Origin of the sequence: Thauera phenylacetica B4P, from assembly GCF_000310225.1 — a bacterium.
GTDB classification, from domain to species: Bacteria; Pseudomonadota; Gammaproteobacteria; order Burkholderiales; family Rhodocyclaceae; genus Thauera; species Thauera phenylacetica.
Genome location: NZ_AMXF01000065.1, coordinates 1 through 19850, shown reverse-complemented (window position 1 = coordinate 19850; position 19850 = coordinate 1). Strand labels below are relative to the sequence as shown.

At 69.5% G+C, this 19850-nt stretch carries 19 protein-coding genes; 7 read left to right on the top strand and 12 right to left on the bottom strand.

Annotation, left to right across the window (positions count from 1 at the left end):
• The 3 genes from C667_RS10450 to yihA form a co-directional block, all read right to left on the bottom strand.
• Nucleotides 1-315, bottom strand: a 315-nt coding sequence (locus tag C667_RS10450; RefSeq protein ID WP_004362507.1) for a GNAT family N-acetyltransferase, incomplete at its 3' end; no start/stop codon positions are given.
• Nucleotides 312-1328, bottom strand: a complete 1017-nt coding sequence (gene hemB, locus C667_RS10445) for a porphobilinogen synthase (RefSeq protein ID WP_004362505.1) — start codon at nt 1326-1328, stop codon at nt 312-314. The genes C667_RS10450 and hemB, both read right to left, overlap by 4 nt.
• Before the next feature lie 262 nt (nt 1329-1590).
• Nucleotides 1591-2277, bottom strand: a complete 687-nt coding sequence (yihA, locus tag C667_RS10440) for a ribosome biogenesis GTP-binding protein YihA/YsxC (protein ID WP_004362503.1) — start codon at nt 2275-2277, stop codon at nt 1591-1593.
• A 123-nt stretch (nt 2278-2400) separates the two neighbouring features.
• Between yihA and C667_RS10435 the strand changes: the two genes are divergently transcribed.
• The 6 genes from C667_RS10435 (at nt 2401) to phoU (ending at nt 9336) form a co-directional block, all read left to right on the top strand.
• Entirely contained in the window at nt 2401-3030 is a 630-nt protein-coding gene (locus tag C667_RS10435) for a c-type cytochrome (protein WP_004362501.1), read from the top strand.
• A gap of 201 nt (nt 3031-3231) precedes the next feature.
• Nucleotides 3232-5316 carry a cytochrome c biogenesis protein ResB gene (locus tag C667_RS10430; RefSeq protein WP_004362499.1) on the top strand — a complete coding sequence of 695 codons (2085 nt, stop codon included), beginning with the start codon at nt 3232-3234 and terminating at the stop codon, nt 5314-5316.
• Nucleotides 5316-6533: a c-type cytochrome biogenesis protein CcsB gene (gene ccsB / locus C667_RS10425; protein ID WP_004362498.1), complete on the top strand. Its 1218-nt coding sequence runs from the start codon at nt 5316-5318 to the stop codon at nt 6531-6533. Before C667_RS10430 ends, ccsB begins: the two co-directional genes overlap by 1 nt.
• Nucleotides 6534-6582: 49 nt before the next feature.
• On the top strand, nt 6583-7830 hold the full coding sequence (moeA, locus tag C667_RS10420; protein WP_004362496.1) for a molybdopterin molybdotransferase MoeA: 1248 nt from the start codon (nt 6583-6585) through the stop codon (nt 7828-7830).
• Between the two features lie 61 nt (nt 7831-7891).
• Complete coding sequence (rpiA, locus tag C667_RS10415; RefSeq protein WP_004362494.1) at nt 7892-8554, top strand: ribose-5-phosphate isomerase RpiA; 663 nt, start codon at nt 7892-7894, stop codon at nt 8552-8554.
• A gap of 89 nt (nt 8555-8643) precedes the next feature.
• Nucleotides 8644-9336: a phosphate signaling complex protein PhoU gene (gene phoU / locus C667_RS10410; RefSeq protein WP_004362492.1), complete on the top strand. Its 693-nt coding sequence runs from the start codon at nt 8644-8646 to the stop codon at nt 9334-9336.
• Between the two features lie 115 nt (nt 9337-9451).
• Here the strand turns inward: phoU and C667_RS10405 are convergent, their stop codons facing one another.
• The 9 genes from C667_RS10405 to C667_RS10365 form a co-directional block, all read right to left on the bottom strand.
• Entirely contained in the window at nt 9452-9724 is a 273-nt protein-coding gene (locus tag C667_RS10405; RefSeq protein ID WP_004362490.1) for an oxidative damage protection protein, read from the bottom strand.
• Nucleotides 9725-9726: 2 nt separating this feature from the next.
• Nucleotides 9727-11145, bottom strand: coding sequence for a diguanylate cyclase domain-containing protein (locus C667_RS10400; protein ID WP_004362488.1), 1419 nt, complete (start codon nt 11143-11145; stop codon nt 9727-9729).
• Nucleotides 11142-12458, bottom strand: coding sequence for an amino-acid N-acetyltransferase (gene argA, locus C667_RS10395; protein WP_004362487.1), 1317 nt, complete (start codon nt 12456-12458; stop codon nt 11142-11144). The genes C667_RS10400 and argA overlap by 4 nt, the downstream gene beginning before the upstream one ends.
• Before the next feature lie 171 nt (nt 12459-12629).
• Nucleotides 12630-13229 carry a hemerythrin domain-containing protein gene (locus C667_RS10390; protein ID WP_004362485.1) on the bottom strand — a complete coding sequence of 200 codons (600 nt, stop codon included), beginning with the start codon at nt 13227-13229 and terminating at the stop codon, nt 12630-12632.
• Between the two features lie 40 nt (nt 13230-13269).
• Nucleotides 13270-14064: an ABC transporter ATP-binding protein gene (locus C667_RS10385; protein ID WP_004362484.1), complete on the bottom strand. Its 795-nt coding sequence runs from the start codon at nt 14062-14064 to the stop codon at nt 13270-13272.
• 14 nt (nt 14065-14078) lie between these two features.
• Complete coding sequence (locus tag C667_RS10380; protein ID WP_004362482.1) at nt 14079-15872, bottom strand: branched-chain amino acid ABC transporter ATP-binding protein/permease; 1794 nt, start codon at nt 15870-15872, stop codon at nt 14079-14081.
• Nucleotides 15869-16906: a branched-chain amino acid ABC transporter permease gene (locus tag C667_RS10375; RefSeq protein ID WP_004362479.1), complete on the bottom strand. Its 1038-nt coding sequence runs from the start codon at nt 16904-16906 to the stop codon at nt 15869-15871. The genes C667_RS10380 and C667_RS10375 overlap by 4 nt, the downstream gene beginning before the upstream one ends.
• Before the next feature lie 114 nt (nt 16907-17020).
• Nucleotides 17021-18169: an ABC transporter substrate-binding protein gene (locus tag C667_RS10370; protein ID WP_004362477.1), complete on the bottom strand. Its 1149-nt coding sequence runs from the start codon at nt 18167-18169 to the stop codon at nt 17021-17023.
• Between the two features lie 204 nt (nt 18170-18373).
• Complete coding sequence (locus C667_RS10365; RefSeq protein ID WP_004362475.1) at nt 18374-19189, bottom strand: IclR family transcriptional regulator; 816 nt, start codon at nt 19187-19189, stop codon at nt 18374-18376.
• Nucleotides 19190-19270: 81 nt separating this feature from the next.
• Here C667_RS10365 and C667_RS10360 point away from each other — a divergent pair.
• On the top strand, nt 19271-19850 hold a 580-nt coding region (locus tag C667_RS10360; RefSeq protein ID WP_004362473.1), incomplete at its 3' end, for a phenylacetic acid degradation protein PaaY.

Here is a 19850-nt window from a genome sequence, read left to right as displayed (position 1 = left end):
CGCGCCCGGCGCCACCGCGAGGTCATGCACGAAGCCATGCGCGGCGCGCGCCGGCAGGGCCTGCAGCGGCGCATGCAGGGGCGGCGCGCCGGCGGCGTCCCAGGGATGGGCGAACACGTAGCCCACCGCCGCACCATCCGACTGCGCGAGCCAGCACGCCTGCGGCGCGAGCTCGAGCTTGCGCGCGAGCACCGCGGCCGACTCCTGGTAGCCATCGCCGTAGGCCGCACGCTGGATCGCCAGCACGGCGGGCAGGTCGTCCGCACGCAGCGGCCGCAGGGCCGGCTGCGCGGCCGCCACCCGCGCGGTCGTCACGCGCCGGCCTTCAGCCAGCGCGCCGCGTCGAGCGCGAAATAGGTCAGGATGCCGTCGGCGCCGGCGCGCTTGAAGGACAGCAGCGCCTCCAGCGCGCACGCCTTCTCGTCCAGCCAGCCGTTGGCGGCGGCGGCCTTGAGCATCGCGTACTCGCCGCTCACCTGGTAGGCGTAGGTGGGCACCTGCAGCTCCTGCTTCACGCGGCGCACGATGTCCAGGTAAGGCATGCCGGGCTTGACCATGAACATGTCGGCGCCTTCGGCGATGTCGAGCTCGACCTCGCGGAGGGCCTCGTCGCTGTTGCCCGGGTCCATCTGGTAGGTGTGCTTGTTGCCCTTGCCGAGGTTGCCGGCCGAGCCCACCGCATCGCGGAAGGGGCCGTAGAAGCTCGACGCATACTTGGCCGAGTAGGCCAGGATGCGGGTGTGGATGTGGCCGGCGCCGTCCAGCTCGGCGCGGATGCGGCCGATGCGGCCGTCCATCATGTCGGAGGGCGCGACCACGTCGGCGCCCGCCTGCGCATGGCACAGGGCCTGCCTCGCGAGCGCCTCCAGGGTCTCGTCGTTCATCACGTAGCCGCGCGGATCGGCGGGGTCGATGAGGCCGTCCTGGCCGTGGCTGGTGTAGGGGTCGAGGGCCACGTCGGTGATCACGCCCAGCTCGGGGAAGTTCGCCTTGAGCGCCTGCACGGTGCACGGCACCAAGCCCTCGGGGTTCCAGGCCTCCTCCGCGCCGGGCGTCTTGCCGGCGAGGTCGATCACCGGGAACAGCGCCAGCGCCGGCACGCCCAGGCGTACCGCCTCCTCGGCCACGCGCAGCAGCCGGTCGATGCTCACGCGCTCGACGCCAGGCATCGAGGGCACGACCTCGCTGCGGTCGGCGCCGTCGAGCACGAACACCGGATAGATCAGGTCGTTGGCGGTGAGCACGTGCTCGCGCATCAGGCGGCGGGAAAATTCGTCGCGGCGCATGCGGCGCATGCGGGTCGAGGGAAAGGCTCCAGTAGGTCGCATCTCGGTCTCTTGCAGGTCGTGTTGGAACGCAGGGCGGGGACGCACGCCGGGAACGTGCGCCGGCGAGCGCCAGCCGCCACGCGCGCGCGAACCCGTCGCGCACGCCGGCGCGCGGCGGAGAAACCCCGCGCGCGGCTTGCGGAACTTTCGGGTGAGGGAGTCATCTTAACAGGCAGATGGCGCCGTGCCCCCAGGCCGGCCATCTCCCGCTTCACCTCCCTGAGCGGGTGCCTCACGCCTGGTGAGGCATTTTTGCCCCCGACTACGTCCCCTGGTCGGGGGCTTTTGTTTTTTCGGCCGCCGACGCATCGCCGGCGGCGGCCGGCGTGCCGGCCGTGTCCTCGGACGTCGTGCCGGGCGGCACCAGCCAGCCACCGATCACGCGCTCGACCTCCTCCACTCCGATCTTCTTAAGACTGGAGAACAGCTGCACGGTAACCTGCGGCCCGAGCGGCTCGAGCGCGCGCCGCACCTCCTGCAGGGTCGCCGCGGCGGCGCCGCGCGAGAGCTTGTCGCTCTTGGTGAGGAGCACGTGCATGGGCCGGCCCGAGGGCGCGAACCAATCGATCATGTTGCGGTCGAGAGGCGTGAGCGGATGACGGCTGTCCATGATCAGCACGAGTCCGATCAGGCTCTCGCGGGTGCGCAGGTAGGTCTCGATCAGCCCGGACCACTGGCGGCGAATCTTCTCGGGCACCGCGGCGTAGCCGTAGCCGGGCAGGTCGACGAGCAAGGCGCCGTTGTTGAGGCGGAAGAAGTTGATCAGCTGGGTGCGCCCGGGCGTCTTCGACACGTAGGCGAGACGCACGTGGCCGGCCAGGGTATTGATCGCGCTCGACTTGCCGGCGTTGGAGCGCCCGGCGAAGGCGACCTCCGCGCCCGAGGGCGGTGGCAGGCCCGAAGGCTTGGCGATCGAGATTTCGAATGTTGCGTTGCGGAACAGAGGCATGGCGGAAGATCACTGAAAACCGCGCCTTGCGCGGCGAACAGACCTCATCGCATCGCGCAATCAGGCGTTCGTGTATTAGAATACCTCGTTTGAAACAATCACTCACGGCTTTCCGAGGACATCATGATCAAGCGTTCCCTGCTGCTCTCGTCGCTTCTGCTGGTCGCCGGCGGCCTTCAGGCCCAGGACCAGGCCCCGGACCTCGAAAAGGCCAAGCAGACCGCCGAGACGGTCTGCGCGGCCTGTCACAGCACCGATGGCAACAGCCAGCTCCCGGCCAACCCGAAGATCGCCGGCCAGCACGAGGACTACCTCTTCAAGCAACTGCGCGAGTTCAAGGGCTGGAACGGCAACCCTCCGGTGCGTGAAAACGCGATCATGGGCGCGATGGTCGCCGGCCTCGAGGAAGCCGACATGCGCGGCCTCGCCAAGTACTTCGCCGCCAACACGCTGCAGCCCGAGCCGGCCAAGAGCCTCGACACCGTCGAGCTCGGCCAGAAGATCTGGCGCTCCGGCATCGCCGCCAAGGGCGTCCCCGCCTGTGCAGCCTGCCACGGCCCCGCCGGCGCCGGCATGCCCGCGCAGTATCCGCGCCTGTCGGGCCAGTTCGCCGAGTACACCGAGGCGCAGATGAAGGCCTTCCGCGACGGCGTGCGTGTGAACGACCCGAACAGCATGATGCGCATGATCGCGATCAAGATGACGGATCCGGAGATCAAGGCCGTCGCCGACTACGCGACCGGCCTGCGCTGATCCGTCTGCCGTCCGGCCCCGTGGGCCGGCGGGACGCCTCGCCGCGGCAAGTCTCGCGCGCCCGCACTCACGGGCGCGGGATCGTTTCCGTTTTCCGGCGCGAATCGCGCCCGCCGCCCGCAAGGCGCGGCTCGATCGCCCGCGTCGCGCGTCGCGCCGCATGGCCTGCGGCGCAGGCGTCCGTTTTTCACCGAGGTCCGGATGCATAGCGGCATCGCGCGCGCCCTCTTCGAGCTGCTCAGCTCGATGCGTTTTGCCATCGCCCTGCTGACGATCCTGTCGATCGCCTCGGTGGTGGGAACGGTCGTTCGCCAGAACGAACCCTTCAACGCCTATCTCAACCAGTTCGGCCCGTTCTGGTTCCCGGTGTTCGAAAAGCTCGGCCTGTACTCGGTGTATAACGCCGGCTGGTTCCTCGTCATCCTCGCCTTCCTGGTGCTGTCGACCACGCTGTGCATCGTGCGCCAGACCGCGCCGATGCTGCGCGAGATGCGCAGCTTCCGCGAGCGCGCGCGCGAGGCCTCGCTGCGCAGCTTCGCCCACCGCGCCAGCCTCGTCCCCGCGGTCCCCGAAGCCGACGCGGTCGCGCGCGCGCAGGCCTACCTCGCGCACGCGGGCTTCGCCAGCCGGGTGGCCGACAACGGCGAAGGCACCCTGCTCGCCGCCCGCCAGGGCAGCGCCGGTCGCATCGGCTACTTCCTTGCCCACGGCGCGATCGTGCTGATCTGCGTCGGCGGCCTGCTCGACGGCAACCTGCCGCTGCGCCTGCAGGTGTGGCTGGGCGACAAGCACACCACCGCCGGAAACCAGCTCATCGCCGACATCCCCGAGTCGGCCCGCCTCGGCACCGGCAACCCGAGCTTTCGCGGGGACGTCTTCATCCCCGAGGGTCGCACCACCAGCTTCGCGGTGCTCGGGCTCGGCGACGGCATCCTGCTGCAGGAGCTGCCCTTCAACGTCGCGCTCGACAAGTTCCACATCGAGCACTACGAGAACGGCATGCCGAAACGCTTCGCCAGCGACATCCGGGTCACCGACCGCTCGAGCGGCGAGACCACCCGGCACACCATCGAGGTCAACCACCCGCTCACCGTCGACGGCATCACGCTCTACCAGTCGAGCTTCGAGGATGGCGGCTCGAAGCTGGCGATCCGGGCGCGCAGCCTGCTGCCGGGGCGCCCCGGCGTGCTGCGCGAGATCGAGGGCGTGGTGGGCGAGAGCCTGGCCTTCGGCGATGCCGCCGCGGGCTTTGCCTACACCCTCGAATTCACCGACTTCAAGGCCTTCAACGTCGAGGACATGAGCGGCACCCGAGCCGCCGAGGGCGAAGAAGGCGAGGCCGCCGCGCGCGGCATGGACAAGCTGCAGCGCCACCTCGGCAGCGGCGCCAAGGGCTCCGAGGTGCGCGACCTGCGCAACATCGGCCCCAGCTTCACCTTCAAGCTGCGCGACGCCGCCGGGCAGGCGCGCGAGTTCCACAACTACATGCTGCCGATCGAGCAGGACGGACGCTGGTTCCTGTACACCGGCCTGCGCGACGCGCAGGCCGACGCCTTCCGCTACATGCGCATCCCCCTGGACGAGGACGGCCGCGTCGACGCCTGGTTCGCGATCCGGGACCGCCTGCTCGACCCCGCGCAGCGCGACACCCTGGTCGGCCGCTTCGCCGCGCGCAGCTTCCCCGCCGGCCGCGGCCAGGACGCGATGCGCGCGGCCCTGGTGCAGTCGGCGCGGCAGACGCTCGGCCTGTTCGCCGAGAAGGGCTACGAGACGCTCGGCGGCTTCATCGAGCAGTCCGTGCCCGAGGCCGAGCGCGGCCAGGCCGCCGACGTGCTGGTGCGCATCCTGCAGGGACTCGCCTTCGAGGCCTGGGCCCTGCACCGCGAGAGCGCCGGCGAGCCCGCGCCGGAGCTGAACCCGGCGCGCGCCACCTTCCTCAACGACAGCATCGCGGCGATCTCCGACAGCCACTTCTACGGCGCCCCCGCCTGGCTGCAGCTCGACGGCTTCGAGGAGCGCCACGCCACGGTGCTGCAGGCGACGCGCTCGCCGGGCCTGCCGCTCGTCTACCTGGGCGCGCTGCTGCTGGTGCTGGGCGTGTTCGCGATGCTCTACATCCGCGAACGCCGCCTCTTCGTGCTGGTGAAGCCGAACGAGGCGCTGGTCGCGATGTCTTCCAACCGCAGGGCGCTCGACGTCGACGAGACCTTCCGCCAGCACGTCGAAGGCCTCGCCGCCGTGCTCGGCGCCCCCGTGCCCGCATCCGACCTCCGAGAAGGTGCCTGATGGAAATCGCCCGCCCCGCTCCCGCCCCCTCGCCCACGCCCACCGGCCCGGCTCCCGCCCATCCCCTTCCCGGCGTGCTCCCCGCCGCGCTCCCGCCGCGCACGCCGCTGATGCGCCGGCTCGACGCCTTCGACTGGCTGTACGCGCTCGCGCTGGTGCTGGGCGCGGCCTTCGCGCTCGTCCGCTACCACCCGGTGATGGACGTCTACGACGACCTCATCCTGGTGCTGCACGTGCCGGTGCTCGCCGTGATCGGCTGGCACTGGAAGCCCTTCCGCGCCTTCCTCGCCGCAGTGGCGCTGCTGGCGCTGGCGAGCATCGCGCTCTACCAGGGCGAGCTCGCGCGTGCAGAGCAGACCTTCCTGCTCAAGTACCTGATCTCCAGCCAGACCGCGATCATGTGGATGAGCGCGCTCATCTTCATCGCCACCGGCGCCTACTGGCTGGGCCTCGTCGGGCGCAGCGACTTCGGCGAGCGCACCGGCTCTGCGCTGACCTGGATCGCCGCGACCATGGGCACCACCGGCCTCTTCGTGCGCTGGTACGAGTCCTACCTGCTCGGCCCCGAGATCGGCCACATCCCGATCAGCAACCTGTACGAGGTCTTCGTGCTGTTCGCGCTGATGACGGCGCTGCTCTACCTCTATTACGAGGGCCGCTACGCCACCCGCCGCATGGGCGCCTTCGTGATGATCGTGATCTCGGCCGCGGTCGCCTTCCTGCTCTGGTACACCTTCACCCGCGACGCGCACGAGATCCAGCCGCTGATCCCGGCCCTGCAGTCCTACTGGATGAAGGTGCACGTGCCGACCAACTTCATCGGCTACGGCGCCTTCGCGGTGTCGGCCATGGTCGGCACCGCCTACCTGCTCGCCGAGCGCGGCATCCTCGCCACCCGCCTGCCGACCTTGCGCGTGCTCGAGGACGTGATGTACAAGGCGATCGCGATCGGCTTCGCCTTCTTCACCATCGCCACCATCCTCGGCGCGCTGTGGGCGGCCGAGGCCTGGGGCACCTACTGGCAGTGGGACCCGAAGGAGACCTGGGCGCTGATCGTGTGGCTCAATTACGCGACCTGGCTGCACATGCGCCTGACCAAGGGCCTGCGCGGCGCGGTGCTGGCGTGGTGGGCGGTGGTGGGCCTCCTGGTCACCACCTTCGCCTTCGTCGGCGTGAACATGTTCCTGACCGGCCTGCACTCCTACGGCGCGCTGTGAGCGCGCCAAGGCTCGCAGCGCGGTCGCCCATCGAGGACAAACCCGAAGCATGAACCCCAATCCCGCAGGCGGCGACGACCGCAGCTTCCTCGCCGTAGACGCCGCGCGCGCGGCGATCCTCGGCGCCCTCGCCCCGATCGCCGGGCGCGAGCGCGTGGCGGTGCGCGCCGCGCTCGGCCGCGTGCTCGCCGAGGACGTGATCGCGCCGTGCAACGTGCCCGCGCACGACAACTCCGCGATGGACGGCTACGCCGTGCGCGCGGCCGACCTCACCAGCGCCGGCGAGAGCGCGCTCGCGGTGGTCGGCACCGCCTTCGCCGGCCGCCCCTTCTCCGGCATGGTGGGCGCCGGCCAGGCCGTGCGCATCATGACCGGCGCCACCATCCCGCAGGGCGCCGACACCATCGTCGTGCAGGAAGTGGCCCGCCGCGAGCACGAGCGCGTGTTCATCCCCGCCGGGCAAAAGAAAGGCCAGAACCTGCGCCACGCCGGCGAGGACCTCGCCGAGGGCGGGGTGGCGATCCCCGCCGGCAAGCGCTGCGGCCCCGCCGAGCTCGGCCTGATCGCCTCGCTCGGCATCGCCGAGGTGTGCGTGCGCCGCCGCCTGCGCGTGGCGGTGATGTCCACCGGCGACGAGATCGCCTCGATCGGCCGCCCGCTCGGCCCCGGCGAGGTCTACGACAGCAACCGCTACACCCTGCACGGCGTGCTCACCCGGCTGGGCTGCGAGCTGCTCGACCTCGGCGTCGTGCCCGACCGCCCGGAGGCGCTCGAGGAGGCCTTCCGCGAGGCCTCGCAGGCCGCCGACGTCATCATCACCAGCGGCGGCGTGTCGGTCGGCGAGGCCGACTTCATCCGCGAGATGATGAACCGCATGGGCGAGGTGGCGTTCTGGAAGCTCGCGATCAAGCCCGGGCGGCCGATGGCCTTCGGCCGCATTGGCGACGCGGTGCTGTTCGGCCTGCCCGGAAACCCGGTGGCGGTGATGGTCACCTTCTACCAGTTCGTGCAGGACGCCCTGCTCCAGCTCATGGGCGTCGCGCCGCTGCCCGCGCCCGAGCGCTTCCCGGTGCGCGCGGCCTTCTCGATGCGCAAGCAGCCCGGGCGCGTCGAATACCTGCGCGGTCGCCTGCAGCGCGGTGGCGACGGGCTCGCGGTCGCGCCCGCCGGCGCCCAGGGCTCCGGCGTGCTGAGCTCGATGTCCGAGGCCGACTGCTTCGTCGTGCTGCCGGCCGACTGCAGCGCGGTGCAGGAGGGCGACACCGTGCTCGTGCAACCCTTCCACGGCATCGTCTGAGCGGCCTGCTGCTCTTTCCCACCCCTCCCACCTTCCCCACCTCCTCTCCTCGCGCGCAAACATGACCCAGGACGAACTCAAGAAAGCCGCCGCCCACGCCGCCCTCGACCACGTGGTCGAAGGCAGCATCGTCGGCGTCGGCACCGGCTCCACCGTCAACCACTTCATCGACGCGCTCGCCGGCATGCGCGATCGCATCCGCGGCGCGGTCTCCAGCTCCGAGGCGAGCACGCAGCGCCTGCGCGCGCACGGCATCGAAGTCTTCGACCTCAACGGCATCGAGTCGCTGCCGGTGTATGTGGACGGCGCCGACGAGATCGACGGCGGCTTCGCGATGATCAAGGGCGGTGGCGGCGCGCTCACGCGCGAGAAGATCGTCGCGGCGGTGTCCGAGCGTTTCGTGTGCATCTGCGACGCCAGCAAGAAGGTCGAGGTGCTCGGCCGCTTCCCGCTGCCGGTCGAGGTGATCCCGATGGCGCGCAGCCACGTCACGCGCGCGCTGCGCGCGCTCGGCGGCGAGCCCAGGCTGCGCGAGGGCTTCGTCACCGACAACGGCAACCTGATCCTCGACGTGCATGGGCTGTCGATCACCGACCCGGTCGCCACCGAGACGCACATCAACCAGATCGTCGGCGTGGTCACCAACGGGCTCTTCGCCGTGCGCGGCGCCGACGTGCTGCTGCTCGCGGCGCCCGGCGGCGTGCAGCGGATGGACGCACGCTGAGCTGCGCGCATGGCAGCCGTGTTGCAGGCAACAAAACCTTAACAATCGCCTGTTAGCCTGCGCGCTTCCCGGACTGGATCGTGGCGAACATGACCGAACACACTCTCAGGCAGTACGACATCGAACTCGAAGAAATCCGCCGTCGCATCCTCAACATGGGGGGCCTGGCGGAGGCACAGGTGGTCAAGGCGATCGAGGGCCTGCGCAGCGGCCAGATCGACCTGCTCGATACCGTGGTCGAGGGCGACAAGCCGATCAACCTCGCGCAGATCGAGCTCGACGACGCCTGCAGCCACATCATCGCCAAGCGCCAGCCGGCCGCGGGCGACCTGCGCCTGGTGCTGGCGGTGATCAAGATCGCCTCCGACCTCGAGCGCATCGGCGACGAGGCGAAGAAGATCGCCAAAGCCGCGCGCCGCCTGCACGGCGCCGAGACCCCCTTCGTGCCGCGCGTGGGCCTCACGCAGGCGGTGGAGCTCGCACTCGAGCTGCTGCGCGCTTCGCTGGACGCCTTCGCCCGCGTGAATCCGGAAGGCATCGAGGACCTGCGCCGCAAGGACGCGGAGATCGACGCCGGCTTCAAGGGCGTGATGCGCCAGCTCATCACCTACATGATGGAAGACCCGCGCACGATCTCGAGCTGCCTCGAGATGCTCTTCATCGCCAAGGCGATCGAGCGTGTCGGCGACCACGCGATGAACATCGCCGAGCACGTGGTGTTCGTGGCGCGCGGCGAGGACGTGCGCTTCGAGAACACGCAGGCGAAGCTCGGCAAGGGCTGAGGCGTCAGGCGTCAGGCGTCAGGCGTCAGGCGTCAGGCGTCAGGCGTCAGGCGTCAGGCGCTGCATGGAAAAGGGGACCCCTCGGGTCCCCTTTTCCATGTGGTGCATCATCGAGTCAGGGCTGCGGCGGCACGTAGCCGGCCACCTGGTCGGCGCCGCCCTCGAAGAAGTGCTTCTCCATCTGCTCGGCGAGGTACTTGCGCGCGCGCGCGTCCATCAGGTTCAGGCGGTTCTCGTTGATCAGCATGGTCTGGTACTTGACCCACTGATGCCAGGCTTCCTTCGAGACATTCTCGAAGATGCGCTTGCCGAGCGCACCGGGCACCGGTGGCAAATCCAGGCCTTCGGCCTCGCGACCGAGTTTCACGCAGTTCACCATGCGAGCCATGTTCAATCCTCTCTGCTTGCGGGTTCATCGGGGTTCGAGGACGGCATTCTAGCCGATTCGTCGCCTCGCCTCCCGGACACCTCCGCACGATTGCGCCCGGCGGATTTGGCGCGATAGAGCGCCTCGTCCGCGGCGGCGACCAGGGCCTCGCCCTCGCGCGCGTTGTCGGGAAAGCGTGCGATCCCCACACTGGCGGTCACCCCGGCCTCGCGCCCCTCGAAGACGAAGCGCATCGCGCCCACCGTCTCGACCAGGCGGTGGGCGAGCTCGCGCAGGCCGTCGGCGCTGCCCTCGGGCACCAGCAAGGCGAACTCGTCGCCACCGATGCGGAACAGGGTCTCGTTGCGGCGCACGGTGCGTCCGAGCTCGATCGCCAGGCGCACCAGCACCTCGTCGCCCGCCTGGTGGCCGAAAGAGTCGTTGATCGGCTTGAAACCATCCAGATCGAAGGCGAGCAGGCCGAGCCGGCCGCCGCGACGCTCGGCGTCGGCAAGCATGCGGCCGAGTTCCTCATGGAAACGACGGCGGTTGTAGAGTCCGGTCAGCTCGTCACGCTCGGCCAGTTCCACCAGCTGCATCGAGGTCCGGCGTGCCAGGGTCACGTCCTCGTAGATCCAGAGCCGGCCGATGCGCCGCCCGGCTTCCTCGCCGGCGACCACCGCCGAGCGATCGGTGACGATGCGTCCGTCGGCGAAGTGGAACTCGTATTCCTCGCTGATCGACTGCTTGCCGCGCACGGTACTCGCGATGTGCGCAAGATAAGCCGCCGGATCGGCCAGCACGACCGGCGCCCGCTCCTTGAGCACAGCGTCGCGGCAGCCGACCAGCACGGTCTCGGGGGGGTAGCCCCAGATCTCGAGCATCGCGCGGTTATGGTAGAGCACGCGGCGGTCCTGGTCGATGAACAGGATGCCGAGCCGGATCAGGTTGAGCAGCGCGGCCAGGCGCTGGCGCTCGTCGTTGCTGCGCACGAGGTAGAGCTCGCGCAGCGCCTCCTGGCGGCGCAGCTCCGCCACCGTCTCGAGCAGGGTGAACTCGGTCGCCTTGCGTGCCTGGATATGCTCCGCCGACAGGCGCAGCCCGCCACCGGCGCGCGGGCGCAAGTGGGTCTGCACCCACACGGCGTGGCCGTCGCGTGCGCAGAGGCGCAGCTCGAAGGCCTGCGCAACCCCCTCCGCCTCGACCCGCTGCGCCATCCGCCGGCAGAACACGCGGTCGTCCTCGAGCACCAGCAGCTCGAAGGCATCGGCTGCGGCGACACATTCCGCCGCACTGAAGCCGGTGAGCGCCTCGATCGAGGGGCTGATCCAGCGCAACGCGAGCCCGGGCAGGAAGACGGCCTCGACGCTGCGCACGCCGAGCGCGATCTCGGCGAGCAGCTCGACGTCTTCCCGAGTGCCGGGTGCCGGGCAGGCGCTCATAGCGGCTTGACGAACACCTTGGAGCGACGCTGGAAGTTGTACAGCTCGCGCTTCTGCCGCGGCAGCGCCTCGGGGCCGATCTCGCTGAAGCCACGCTCGCGAAACCAGTGCGCGGTGCGGGTGGTGAGCACGAACAGGCGCTCGAGGCGCTGCACGCGCGCGCGCCGCTCGATGCGCTTGAGGAGCTGGTCGCCGAGGCCGGCGCGGCGATACTCGGGCGTCACCGCCAGGCAGGCAAGCTCGGCGGCGTTGTCCTCACTGAACGGGTACAGCGCCGCGCAGCCCACCAGCACGCCGTCGTGTTCGACCACGGTGAAGCGCTCGATCTCCTGCTCGAGCAGCTCGCGCCCGCGCCGCACCAGGGTGCCGTCGGCCTCCATGGGCGAGATCAGCGCCACCAGGGCGGCGACGTCCTCGACCGTGGCCTCGCGCAGGCGGAACAGCGGGTCGCGCGACACCACCGTGCCCACGCCCGCGTGCGTGAAGAACTCGAGCAGCAGGCCGCCGTCGAGGTCGTGGTCGATGAGGTGGCAGCGCGCCACGCCCTTGCGCACCGCGCGGATCGCGCACGGCAGGAACAGGTGCAGGTCCTCGGTGAGGCCCTCGCCGGTCTCGAGCTTGCTCTGCGCCTCGTCGGCGGTGACCGACTCGACCAGCTGGCCGTCCTCGCCGAGCAGCCCGGGGGCGTCGCACAGGTAGATCAGCTTCTCGGCCTTGAGCGCCACCGCCACCGCCTCGGCCACCTCCTCCATCGCGAGGTTGAAGATCTCGCCCGCGGGCGAGACGCCGAGCGGGGTGATCAGCACCACGTTCTGCTGGTCGAGGTCGGCGTTGATCTCCTCGGCGATGATCTTGCGCACCGCGCCGGTGTATTGGTAATCGACGCCATCGACCACGCCGACCGGCCGCGCGGTGATGAAGTTGCCCCCGGTGACGCGGATGTAGCTGCCCGCCATCGGCGTGTTGGGCAGGCCCTGCGAGAGCAGCGCCTCGACCTCGAAGCGGGTCACCGCCATCGCCGACTTGACGCACTCCAGCGCCTCGGGATCGGTCACCCGCAGGCCATGGTGGAAGCGCGGCTCCAGCCCGCGACGCGCCTGCTCGGCGTCGATCTGCGGACGCGCGCCATGCACCAGCACCAGGCGGATGCCGAGCGCGGCGAGCAGGTTGCAGTCGTAGGCGAGGCTCTGCGCGCGCTTGCCGGCGGCGACCTCGCCGCCGAAGCCGACGACGAAGGTGCGGCCGCGGAAGGCGTGGATGTAGGGCGCGGCGCCGCGCACCCAGGCCACGAACTGGGCCGTGGCGTCATCCACGCGTGGAACCGCGGCGGAGGGAGAGGAGGTTTCGGAACTGGAACTGCTGTTTTCGGCGCTCACGCATTCACCGCTGTTGGGGCCGGACACGCACGGGGCGACCCGGCGGACTGGAATCGATGACGGATTCTAGCCCGGCCGGGCGCCGGCGTGGAGCGCGGGCGCGCGCGTTCAGCCCTTGTACGGCCCCGCGCCGAGGCCGATCGGCGCGGGTGCGGCGGCGACGAGCCTGGAGAAGATCTGCGCGAAGTCTTCCTCGCCGGCGCGGGCGGTGGCGCGCGTGCCGCTGAGCGGGTCGTCGGCGACGAAGCCGGCGTTGGCGTGCGCCCAGTCCTCGGCGGTGAAGTGCTTGCGGATCTGCGGCAGCACCTCGCGCTCCTCGGTCATCATGTGGTTGCGGTAGAAGGCGGCGTAGTCGTTGAAGGCGGCCTTGAAGGCCTCGAAGCCGCCGACGGGGTCGTGCGCGTAGCCCTTGACCGCAGCCTTGAGCACCGCGATGCGGGCGTCGGCCTGGGCGTGCTCGGCCTCGAGGCGGTCGAGCGCGGCGTCCGCGTCGTGCGTGCGCGCGCGCAGCGGCCCGAAGAGGAAGGCGTCCTCCTTGGGGTGGTGACGCTTCTCGGGGTAGGCGTCGAGGTAATGCACCATCGCCTCGAGCAGCTTGTGGTCCGGTTGCAGGCGGCCGGCCTCGATCTCGCCGATCATGTGCCGGATGGCGTGGATGATCGCGGCCAGCGACTGGTGTTCGTCCATCAGGATGCGCATCGCGTCCATGGTCTTGTCCTTTTCCGTGAGGAGCAGAAGGGCTCGTGGCTCAGGTCGACAGCATCGCCTGGTGCTTGCCGCCGAGCCCGAGGTAGGCCTCGATCACGCGCGGATCGTCCGCGAGCTCGTGCGCCGGGCCCTGCATGGCGATCTGGCCGGTCTCGAGCACGTAGGCGTAGTCGGCCACCTGCAGCGCGGCGCGTGCGTTCTGTTCGACGAGCAGGATCGACACCCCGCGCCGGCGCAGCTCGCCGATGATGCGGAAGATCTCGCGCACGATCAGCGGCGCCAGCCCCAGGCTGGGCTCGTCGAGCATCAGCAGCTTGGGCTTGGCCATCAGCGCGCGGCCCACCGCCAGCATCTGGCGCTCGCCGCCCGACATCGTGCCGGCGTGCTGGTCGCGGCGCTCCTTGAGGCGCGGGAACAGCGCATAGACTTCTTCCAGCGTCTGCGCGTGGTCGCGCTTGCCCATGCGGTAGCGCTGGAAGGCGCCCAGCACGAGGTTGTCCTCGACGCTCATCTCGCCGAAGAGCTCGCGCTTCTCGGGCACCAGCGTCATGCCGCGCGCGACCATGCGCTCGACCTCGGGCACGCCTTCCACGCTGCCGTCGAAGGCGACCTGGCCGCGCGAGCCGAGCACGCCCATGATCGCCGACAGCATCGTCGTCTTGCCCGCGCCGTTGGGGCCGATCACGGTGACGATCTGGCCCTCGCCCACGGTGAGGCTGGCGTCGGTGAGCGCCTCGACCTTGCCGTAGGACACGCACAGGTCCTTGACCTCCAGCACCGGATTCTTCGCGCCCGCGTTCGAGGGCGCGGCGCCGCCTTGCATCTGCTTTGTCATCGCATTCTCCCCGCTCATTCCACACCGCCCAGGTAGGCCTCGAGCACCGCCGGGTTCTGCTGGACCTCGTCGGGCAGGCCCTCGGCGATCTTCTGGCCGAACTCCATCACCACCACGCGATCGACCAGGCTCATCACGAAGTCCATGTCGTGCTCCACGATCAGCGTGGCCATGCCCTCGGCGCGCAGCTTCTTCAAGAGCTCGCCGAGCGCCTCCTTCTCCTTGAAGCGCAGTCCGGCCGCGGGCTCGTCGAGCAGCAGCAGGCAGGGGTCGGCGCACAGCGCGCGCGCGATCTCGAGGATGCGCTGCTGGCCCAGGGCGAGGCTGCCGGCCTCCTCGTACATGTGCTCGGCCAGGCCCACGCGCTCGATCTGGCGGGCGGCCTCCTTGAGGATGCGCGCCTCTTCCGCGCGATCCAGGCGCCAGGCCGAGCTCAGCACGCCCTTGTCGCTGCGCAGGTGCGCGCCGATCGCCACGTTCTCGAGCACGCTCATGGTCGGCAGCAGCTTCACGTGCTGGAAGGTGCGGCTCATGCCCATGCGGGCGATCTCGCGCGAGTCGTGGCCGGCCACCGGCTTGCCGAGGAACAGCACCTCGCCCGAGGTCGGGGTGTCGACGCCGGAGATCTGGTTGAACATCGTGCTCTTGCCCGCGCCGTTGGGGCCGATGAGGGCGAGGATCTCGCCGGCGCGCACCTCCAGGCTCATGTTGTTGTTGGCGACCAGGCCGCCGAACTTGCGCGTGACGTCCTTGGCCTCGAGGATCAGCTCGCCCGCCTTGGGCAGCGTGCGCCGCGGCAGCGGCTCGGCGTCGGCGTCGATCGTCTTGCGGACCGCGCGCACCGGCACCAGCTTCTTGAGGATCGGCCACAGGCCCTCGCGGGCGCGGTGCAGCACCAGCACCATCAGCAGGCCGAACACGATGGTCTCGAAGTTGCCCGTGGCGCCGAGCAGGCTGGGCAGCCAGTTCTGCAGCCACTGCTTGAGCACGGTGATGACGCCCGCACCCACGATCGCCCCCCACACGTAGCCGGCGCCGCCGACCACCGCCATGAAGAGGTACTCGATGCCGATGTGCACGCCGAACGGGGTCGGGTTCACGAAGCGCTGCATGTGCGCATACAGCCAGCCCGAGGCGCACGCCAGCAGGGCCGCGATCACGAAGATCACCATGCGCGAGCGCGAGGTGTCCACGCCCATCGCCTCGGCCATGATGCGGCCGCCCTTGAGCGCGCGGATGGCGCGGCCCTCGCGCGAGTCGAGCAGGTTGTGGGTGGTGAGCATGGCCACGAGCAGGAAGGCCCAGATCAGGTAGTAGATCTCGCCGCCCTCGTCCAGCGTCCAGCCCAGCAGCCCGATCGCCGGGATGCCGCTGATGCCGGTGTGCCCGCCCAGGCTCTCCATCGTGCCGAAGAGGAAGTACAGGCTGATGCCCCACGCGATCGTGCCCAGGGGCAGGAAGTGGCCCGAGAGCTTCAGCGTGAGCGAGCCGATCAGCATCGCGACCACCGCGGTCAGCAGCAGGCCGACCACGAGGGTGAGCCAGGGCGAGGTGCCCGCCCAGGCGAGCCATCCGGGCAGGTCGGTGGCGGTGGTGAGCGCCGCGGTGGTGTAGGCGCCCAGGCCCACGAAGGCGGCCTGGCCGAAACTGGTCAGCCCGCCCACGCCGGTCAGCAGCACCAGGCCGAGCGCGACCATCGCGTACAGGCCGATGTAGTTCAACAGCGTCACGTAATACGGCGACAGGATCGCCGGCACCAGCAGCAGCAGGGCGAGAAAGGCCCCCAGGACGAGACGGTCGGCTCTCATTCTTCTTCCTCCACGTGGTGGCTACACAGCGAGCGCCACAGCAGCACGGGAATGATCAGGGTGAACACGATGACTTCCTTGTAGGCGCTGGCCCAGAACGACGCGAAGGATTCGAGCAGGCCTACGGCGATCGCACCCATCGCGGCCAGCGGATAGCTCGCCAGGCCGCCGATGATCGCGGCCACGAAACCCTTCAAGCCGATCAGGAAGCCGGTGTCGTAGTAGATCGTGGTGATCGGGGCGATCAGCACACCCGAGAGCGCGCCGATGAAGGCGGCGAGGAAGAAGGTCAGCTTGCCGGCGAGCGTGGGCGAGATGCCCATGAGCTGCGCGCCCACGCGGTTGATCGCGGTCGCGCGCAGCGCCTTGCCGTAGAGCGTGCGTTCGAAGAACTGGTACAGCGCCACGATCAGCAGCACCGACACCATCAACACCCACAGCGTCTGCGCGGAGACCATCAGCGGGCCGAGCTCGAGGCTGAATTCGCTGAACGCCGGCGTACGCTGGCCTTCGGCACCGAAGAACAGCAGCCCCAGGCCCACCATCGCGATGTGCAGCGCCACCGAGACGATCAGCAGCACCAGCACCGGCGCCGAGGCGATCGGCTGATACATCAGGCGGTACATCATCGGCCCCATCGGTACCACGATCGCCAGCGTCAGCAGCACCTGCACCGCAAGCGGCAGCTCGTTGACCGCCAGCCCGCCCACCGCCGCGGCGAGCGCCAGCGGATAGCCCAGGTTCCAGCCCGCGACGCTCGCGGCCCGCCGGCCCTGTCCGGCCTTGAGCGCAAGCCCGCCGTCGAGCACCGTGACCAGCGCCCCCATCACCACCAGCATCCACACCGTGGCGGGCAGCACGCCCGACTGCATCATCGCCAGCGTCAGCGCCCCGTAGGCCACGAACTCGCCCTGCTGGATGAAGATCACCCGCGTGACCGCGAACACCAGCACCAGTGCCAGCGCCAGCAGCGCGTAGATCGCACCGTTGGTGATGCCGTCCTGGGACAGAATCAATGCAATTGCCATATCCATGGGAATGCCTCCTCTCGGCAGCGCCTTGCGGGCCACCGTGATTGATTCGATGTACCGGGAACCCCGGACAGACGCGCGGCGGGACGCGAGGCGCCCCGCCGCGGAAGGAGACGCTTACTTGAGCAGCGACCAGGTGCCGTTGCGGATCTCGATCATCACGCGCGAGCGGTCGTCCAGGCCGAGGTGATCCTCGGCGCTCATCGAGTAGATGCCGGTGGCACCGGCGGCTTCCTTGACGCCCTCGAGCGCGTCGCGCAGCGCGCTGCGGAACTCGGCCGTACCCGGCTTGGCCGCCTTGAGCGCATTGGGCACCGCCGCCTGCAGCAGCACGCCCGCGTCCCACGCATAGGCGCCGAAGCTCGACACCGAGCCCGCGCCGTTGGCGGCCTCGTACTTCTCGACGTAGGCCAGTGCGCTCGCCTTGACCGGATGGCTGTCCGGCAGGCTGCGCGCCATCTGCACCGGGCCGACCGGCAGCAGCGTGCCTTCGCAGTCCTTGCCGCAGATGCGCAGGAAGTCGTTGTTGGCCACGCCGTGGGTCTGGTAGATCGGGCCCTTGTAGCCGCGCTCGCGCAGCGTCTTCTGCGGCAGCGCCGAGGGCGTGCCCGAGCCGGCGATGAACACCGCGTCCGGCTTCACCGACATCAGCTTGAGCGCCTGCCCGGTCACCGAGGTGTCGGTGGGGTTAAAGCGCTCGCTCGCGGCGACCTCGATGCCCTTGGCTTCGGCCAGCTTCCTGAACTGCTCGTACCAGCCCTCGCCGTAGGCGTTGGCGAAGCCGATGAAGGAGACCTTCCTGACGTTGTTGGCGCCCATGTGCTCGATGATCGCCGACGCCATCTGCTGGTCGTTCTGCGGGGTCTTGAAGACCCAGCGCTTCTTGTCGTCCATCGGCGCCACGATGCGCGCCGAAGCGGCCATCGAGATCATCGGCGTCTTCGTCTCGGCGGCGACGTCGACCATGGCCAGCGAGGCCGGGCTGGTGGTGGAGCCGATGATCACGTCGACGCGGTCCTCGACGGTCAGCTTGCGGGCGTTCTTGACCGCCGTGGTGGTGTCGGAGGCGTCGTCGAGCACGATGTAGCTCACCTTCTCACCGCCGATCGTGGTGGGCAGCAGCGCGATCGTGTTCTTCTCCGGGATCCCCAGCGAAGCCGCGGGGCCGGTGGCCGAGAGCACGACGCCGACCTTGATCTCGGCATGGGCGGCCGTGGCGGCAAGGGCAAGGCCGAGGGCGGCCAGCAGGGTGTTGTGCAACTTCATGGTGTCTCCTCCAGGGGTTGTGCGGATGACCGGTGCGCAGGGCCCGACGTGTCGGGGATGTGGGGCTCCAACGGCATTTATTCTGAAATACAGAATAGGTTCCGTTTATTAGAATTGATACAAAAGACCCAGTCAAGCAAAAACTTTGTATCGATTCCAAGGGCACACCCCTCCGCTGCGTCCTCTCCCCGCCGCGCCCCCGCCTCAGGCCGGGTGGCCGCCCGCCTCGACACCCGGGATCGCGGTGGCTCCGAGCCGCAGCGACAGTGCATCGCAGGCATTCTTCAGCGCGAGCAGCACGGGGCTCTGCGGACGGAGATCCAGCGAGCCTTGCACGCCCACGAGCGCGATGCTCATGTTGATCTCGTTCTTGAAGTTGAACACCGGGGCCGCCGCTGCCTCCACGCCGCGGGCGAAATAGCCGCTTGAGATCACCGCCAGCCCCTGCGCACGAACGTCGGCGAGCAGGCGGCGCGCGTCCTCGAGGGTGGCGATGCCCGCGGGCACCCGGCCGGACTCGATCTCCGCGCGCAGCAGCGCTTCCGTCTGCGGTTCGGGCAGCCACGCGGCGAAGACACGCCCGGCGGCCGAGCTCAGCAGGCTGAGGCTGGTGCCGGTCAGCACGTTGACGGTGATCGGGCGGCGGGGGCGCTCCCAGCGAACGATCACTGGCCCGCCATCGTTCCATACCGCCAGCGCGACCGTCTCGTTGGTGAGGTCGCGCAGCTCGCCGATCGCATTCAGGCCGAGACGGATGCGGTCGACGCGGTCGAGGGCGACCAGGCCGAGGTTGAGGGCGAAGGGGCCGAGGTCGTAGCGCGAGGTGAGCCGATCCTGCTCGACGAGCCCGCTGCGGATCAGGCTGACCAGGTAGCGATGAGCCTTCGAGGGCGGCATGTCGGCCGCCTGGGCGATGTCCTTGAGCATCATCGCGCGCTTGCCGGTGACCATCGCGCGCAGGATGCTCATGCCTACCTCGAGGGACTGCACGCCATGCTTGCCGTCGATCTCGTCGCTCATCGAAGCGCCCTCCTTAAAATTTACTTATTGAAGAATTTGTTTCTTTATATGTAACATAAGTCCGAGCGAAGGAGAACACGGATGAAGCAGCTGAAAGTCTATGCGATCGACGGCATCGTGCCGGTGGTGGATCCGACCGCCTATGTGCATCCCTCGGCGGTGCTGATCGGCGACGTCATCGTCGGCCCGGACTGCTACGTGGGGCCGTGCGCGTGCCTGCGCGGAGACTTCGGGCGCCTCATCCTGGAGCGCGGCTCGAACCTGCAGGACACCTGCGTGATGCATGGCTTTCCCGGCACCGACACGGTAGTCGAGGAGGACGGGCACATCGGCCACGGTGCCGTCCTGCATGGCTGCAGGGTGGGACGCAACGCCCTGGTCGGCATGAACGCGGTGATCATGGATAACGCGGTGATCGGCGAGTCCTCGATCGTCGCCGCAGCCGCCTTCGTCAAGGCGGGCGTCGAGATCCCGCCGCGCATGCTCGTGGCCGGCATGCCGGCCAAGGCGATCCGCCCGCTCTCCGACGAGGAGATCCGCTGGAAGAGCTCCGGCACCGCGACCTACCAGGACCTCACCCGCCGCAGCCTCGCCACGATGGAAGAGACCGTGCCGCTGACGGCGGTGGAGGCCGGCCGCAAGCGCATCCACATGCCCGACG

Excerpts from the sequence above, each read along its gene's own strand:
- ccsB (WP_004362498.1), top strand. The coding sequence starts at position 5,316 with ATGGAAATCGCCCGCCCCGCTCCCGCCCCCTCGCCCACGCCCACCGGC.
- C667_RS10390 (WP_004362485.1), bottom strand. The coding sequence starts at position 13,229 with ATGGACGCGATGCGCATCCTGATGGACGAACACCAGTCGCTGGCCGCG.
- phoU (WP_004362492.1), top strand. The coding sequence starts at position 8,644 with ATGACCGAACACACTCTCAGGCAGTACGACATCGAACTCGAAGAAATC.
- C667_RS10435 (WP_004362501.1), top strand. The coding sequence starts at position 2,401 with ATGATCAAGCGTTCCCTGCTGCTCTCGTCGCTTCTGCTGGTCGCCGGC.
- C667_RS10370 (WP_004362477.1), bottom strand. The coding sequence starts at position 18,169 with ATGAAGTTGCACAACACCCTGCTGGCCGCCCTCGGCCTTGCCCTTGCC.
- yihA (WP_004362503.1), bottom strand. The coding sequence starts at position 2,277 with ATGCCTCTGTTCCGCAACGCAACATTCGAAATCTCGATCGCCAAGCCT.
- C667_RS10365 (WP_004362475.1), bottom strand. The coding sequence starts at position 19,189 with ATGAGCGACGAGATCGACGGCAAGCATGGCGTGCAGTCCCTCGAGGTA.
- C667_RS10400 (WP_004362488.1), bottom strand. The coding sequence starts at position 11,145 with ATGAGCGCCTGCCCGGCACCCGGCACTCGGGAAGACGTCGAGCTGCTC.
- C667_RS10375 (WP_004362479.1), bottom strand. The coding sequence starts at position 16,906 with ATGGATATGGCAATTGCATTGATTCTGTCCCAGGACGGCATCACCAAC.
- rpiA (WP_004362494.1), top strand. The coding sequence starts at position 7,892 with ATGACCCAGGACGAACTCAAGAAAGCCGCCGCCCACGCCGCCCTCGAC.
- moeA (WP_004362496.1), top strand. The coding sequence starts at position 6,583 with ATGAACCCCAATCCCGCAGGCGGCGACGACCGCAGCTTCCTCGCCGTA.
- C667_RS10385 (WP_004362484.1), bottom strand. The coding sequence starts at position 14,064 with ATGACAAAGCAGATGCAAGGCGGCGCCGCGCCCTCGAACGCGGGCGCG.
- C667_RS10405 (WP_004362490.1), bottom strand. The coding sequence starts at position 9,724 with ATGGCTCGCATGGTGAACTGCGTGAAACTCGGTCGCGAGGCCGAAGGC.
- hemB (WP_004362505.1), bottom strand. The coding sequence starts at position 1,328 with ATGCGACCTACTGGAGCCTTTCCCTCGACCCGCATGCGCCGCATGCGC.
- C667_RS10380 (WP_004362482.1), bottom strand. The coding sequence starts at position 15,872 with ATGAGAGCCGACCGTCTCGTCCTGGGGGCCTTTCTCGCCCTGCTGCTG.
- C667_RS10430 (WP_004362499.1), top strand. The coding sequence starts at position 3,232 with ATGCATAGCGGCATCGCGCGCGCCCTCTTCGAGCTGCTCAGCTCGATG.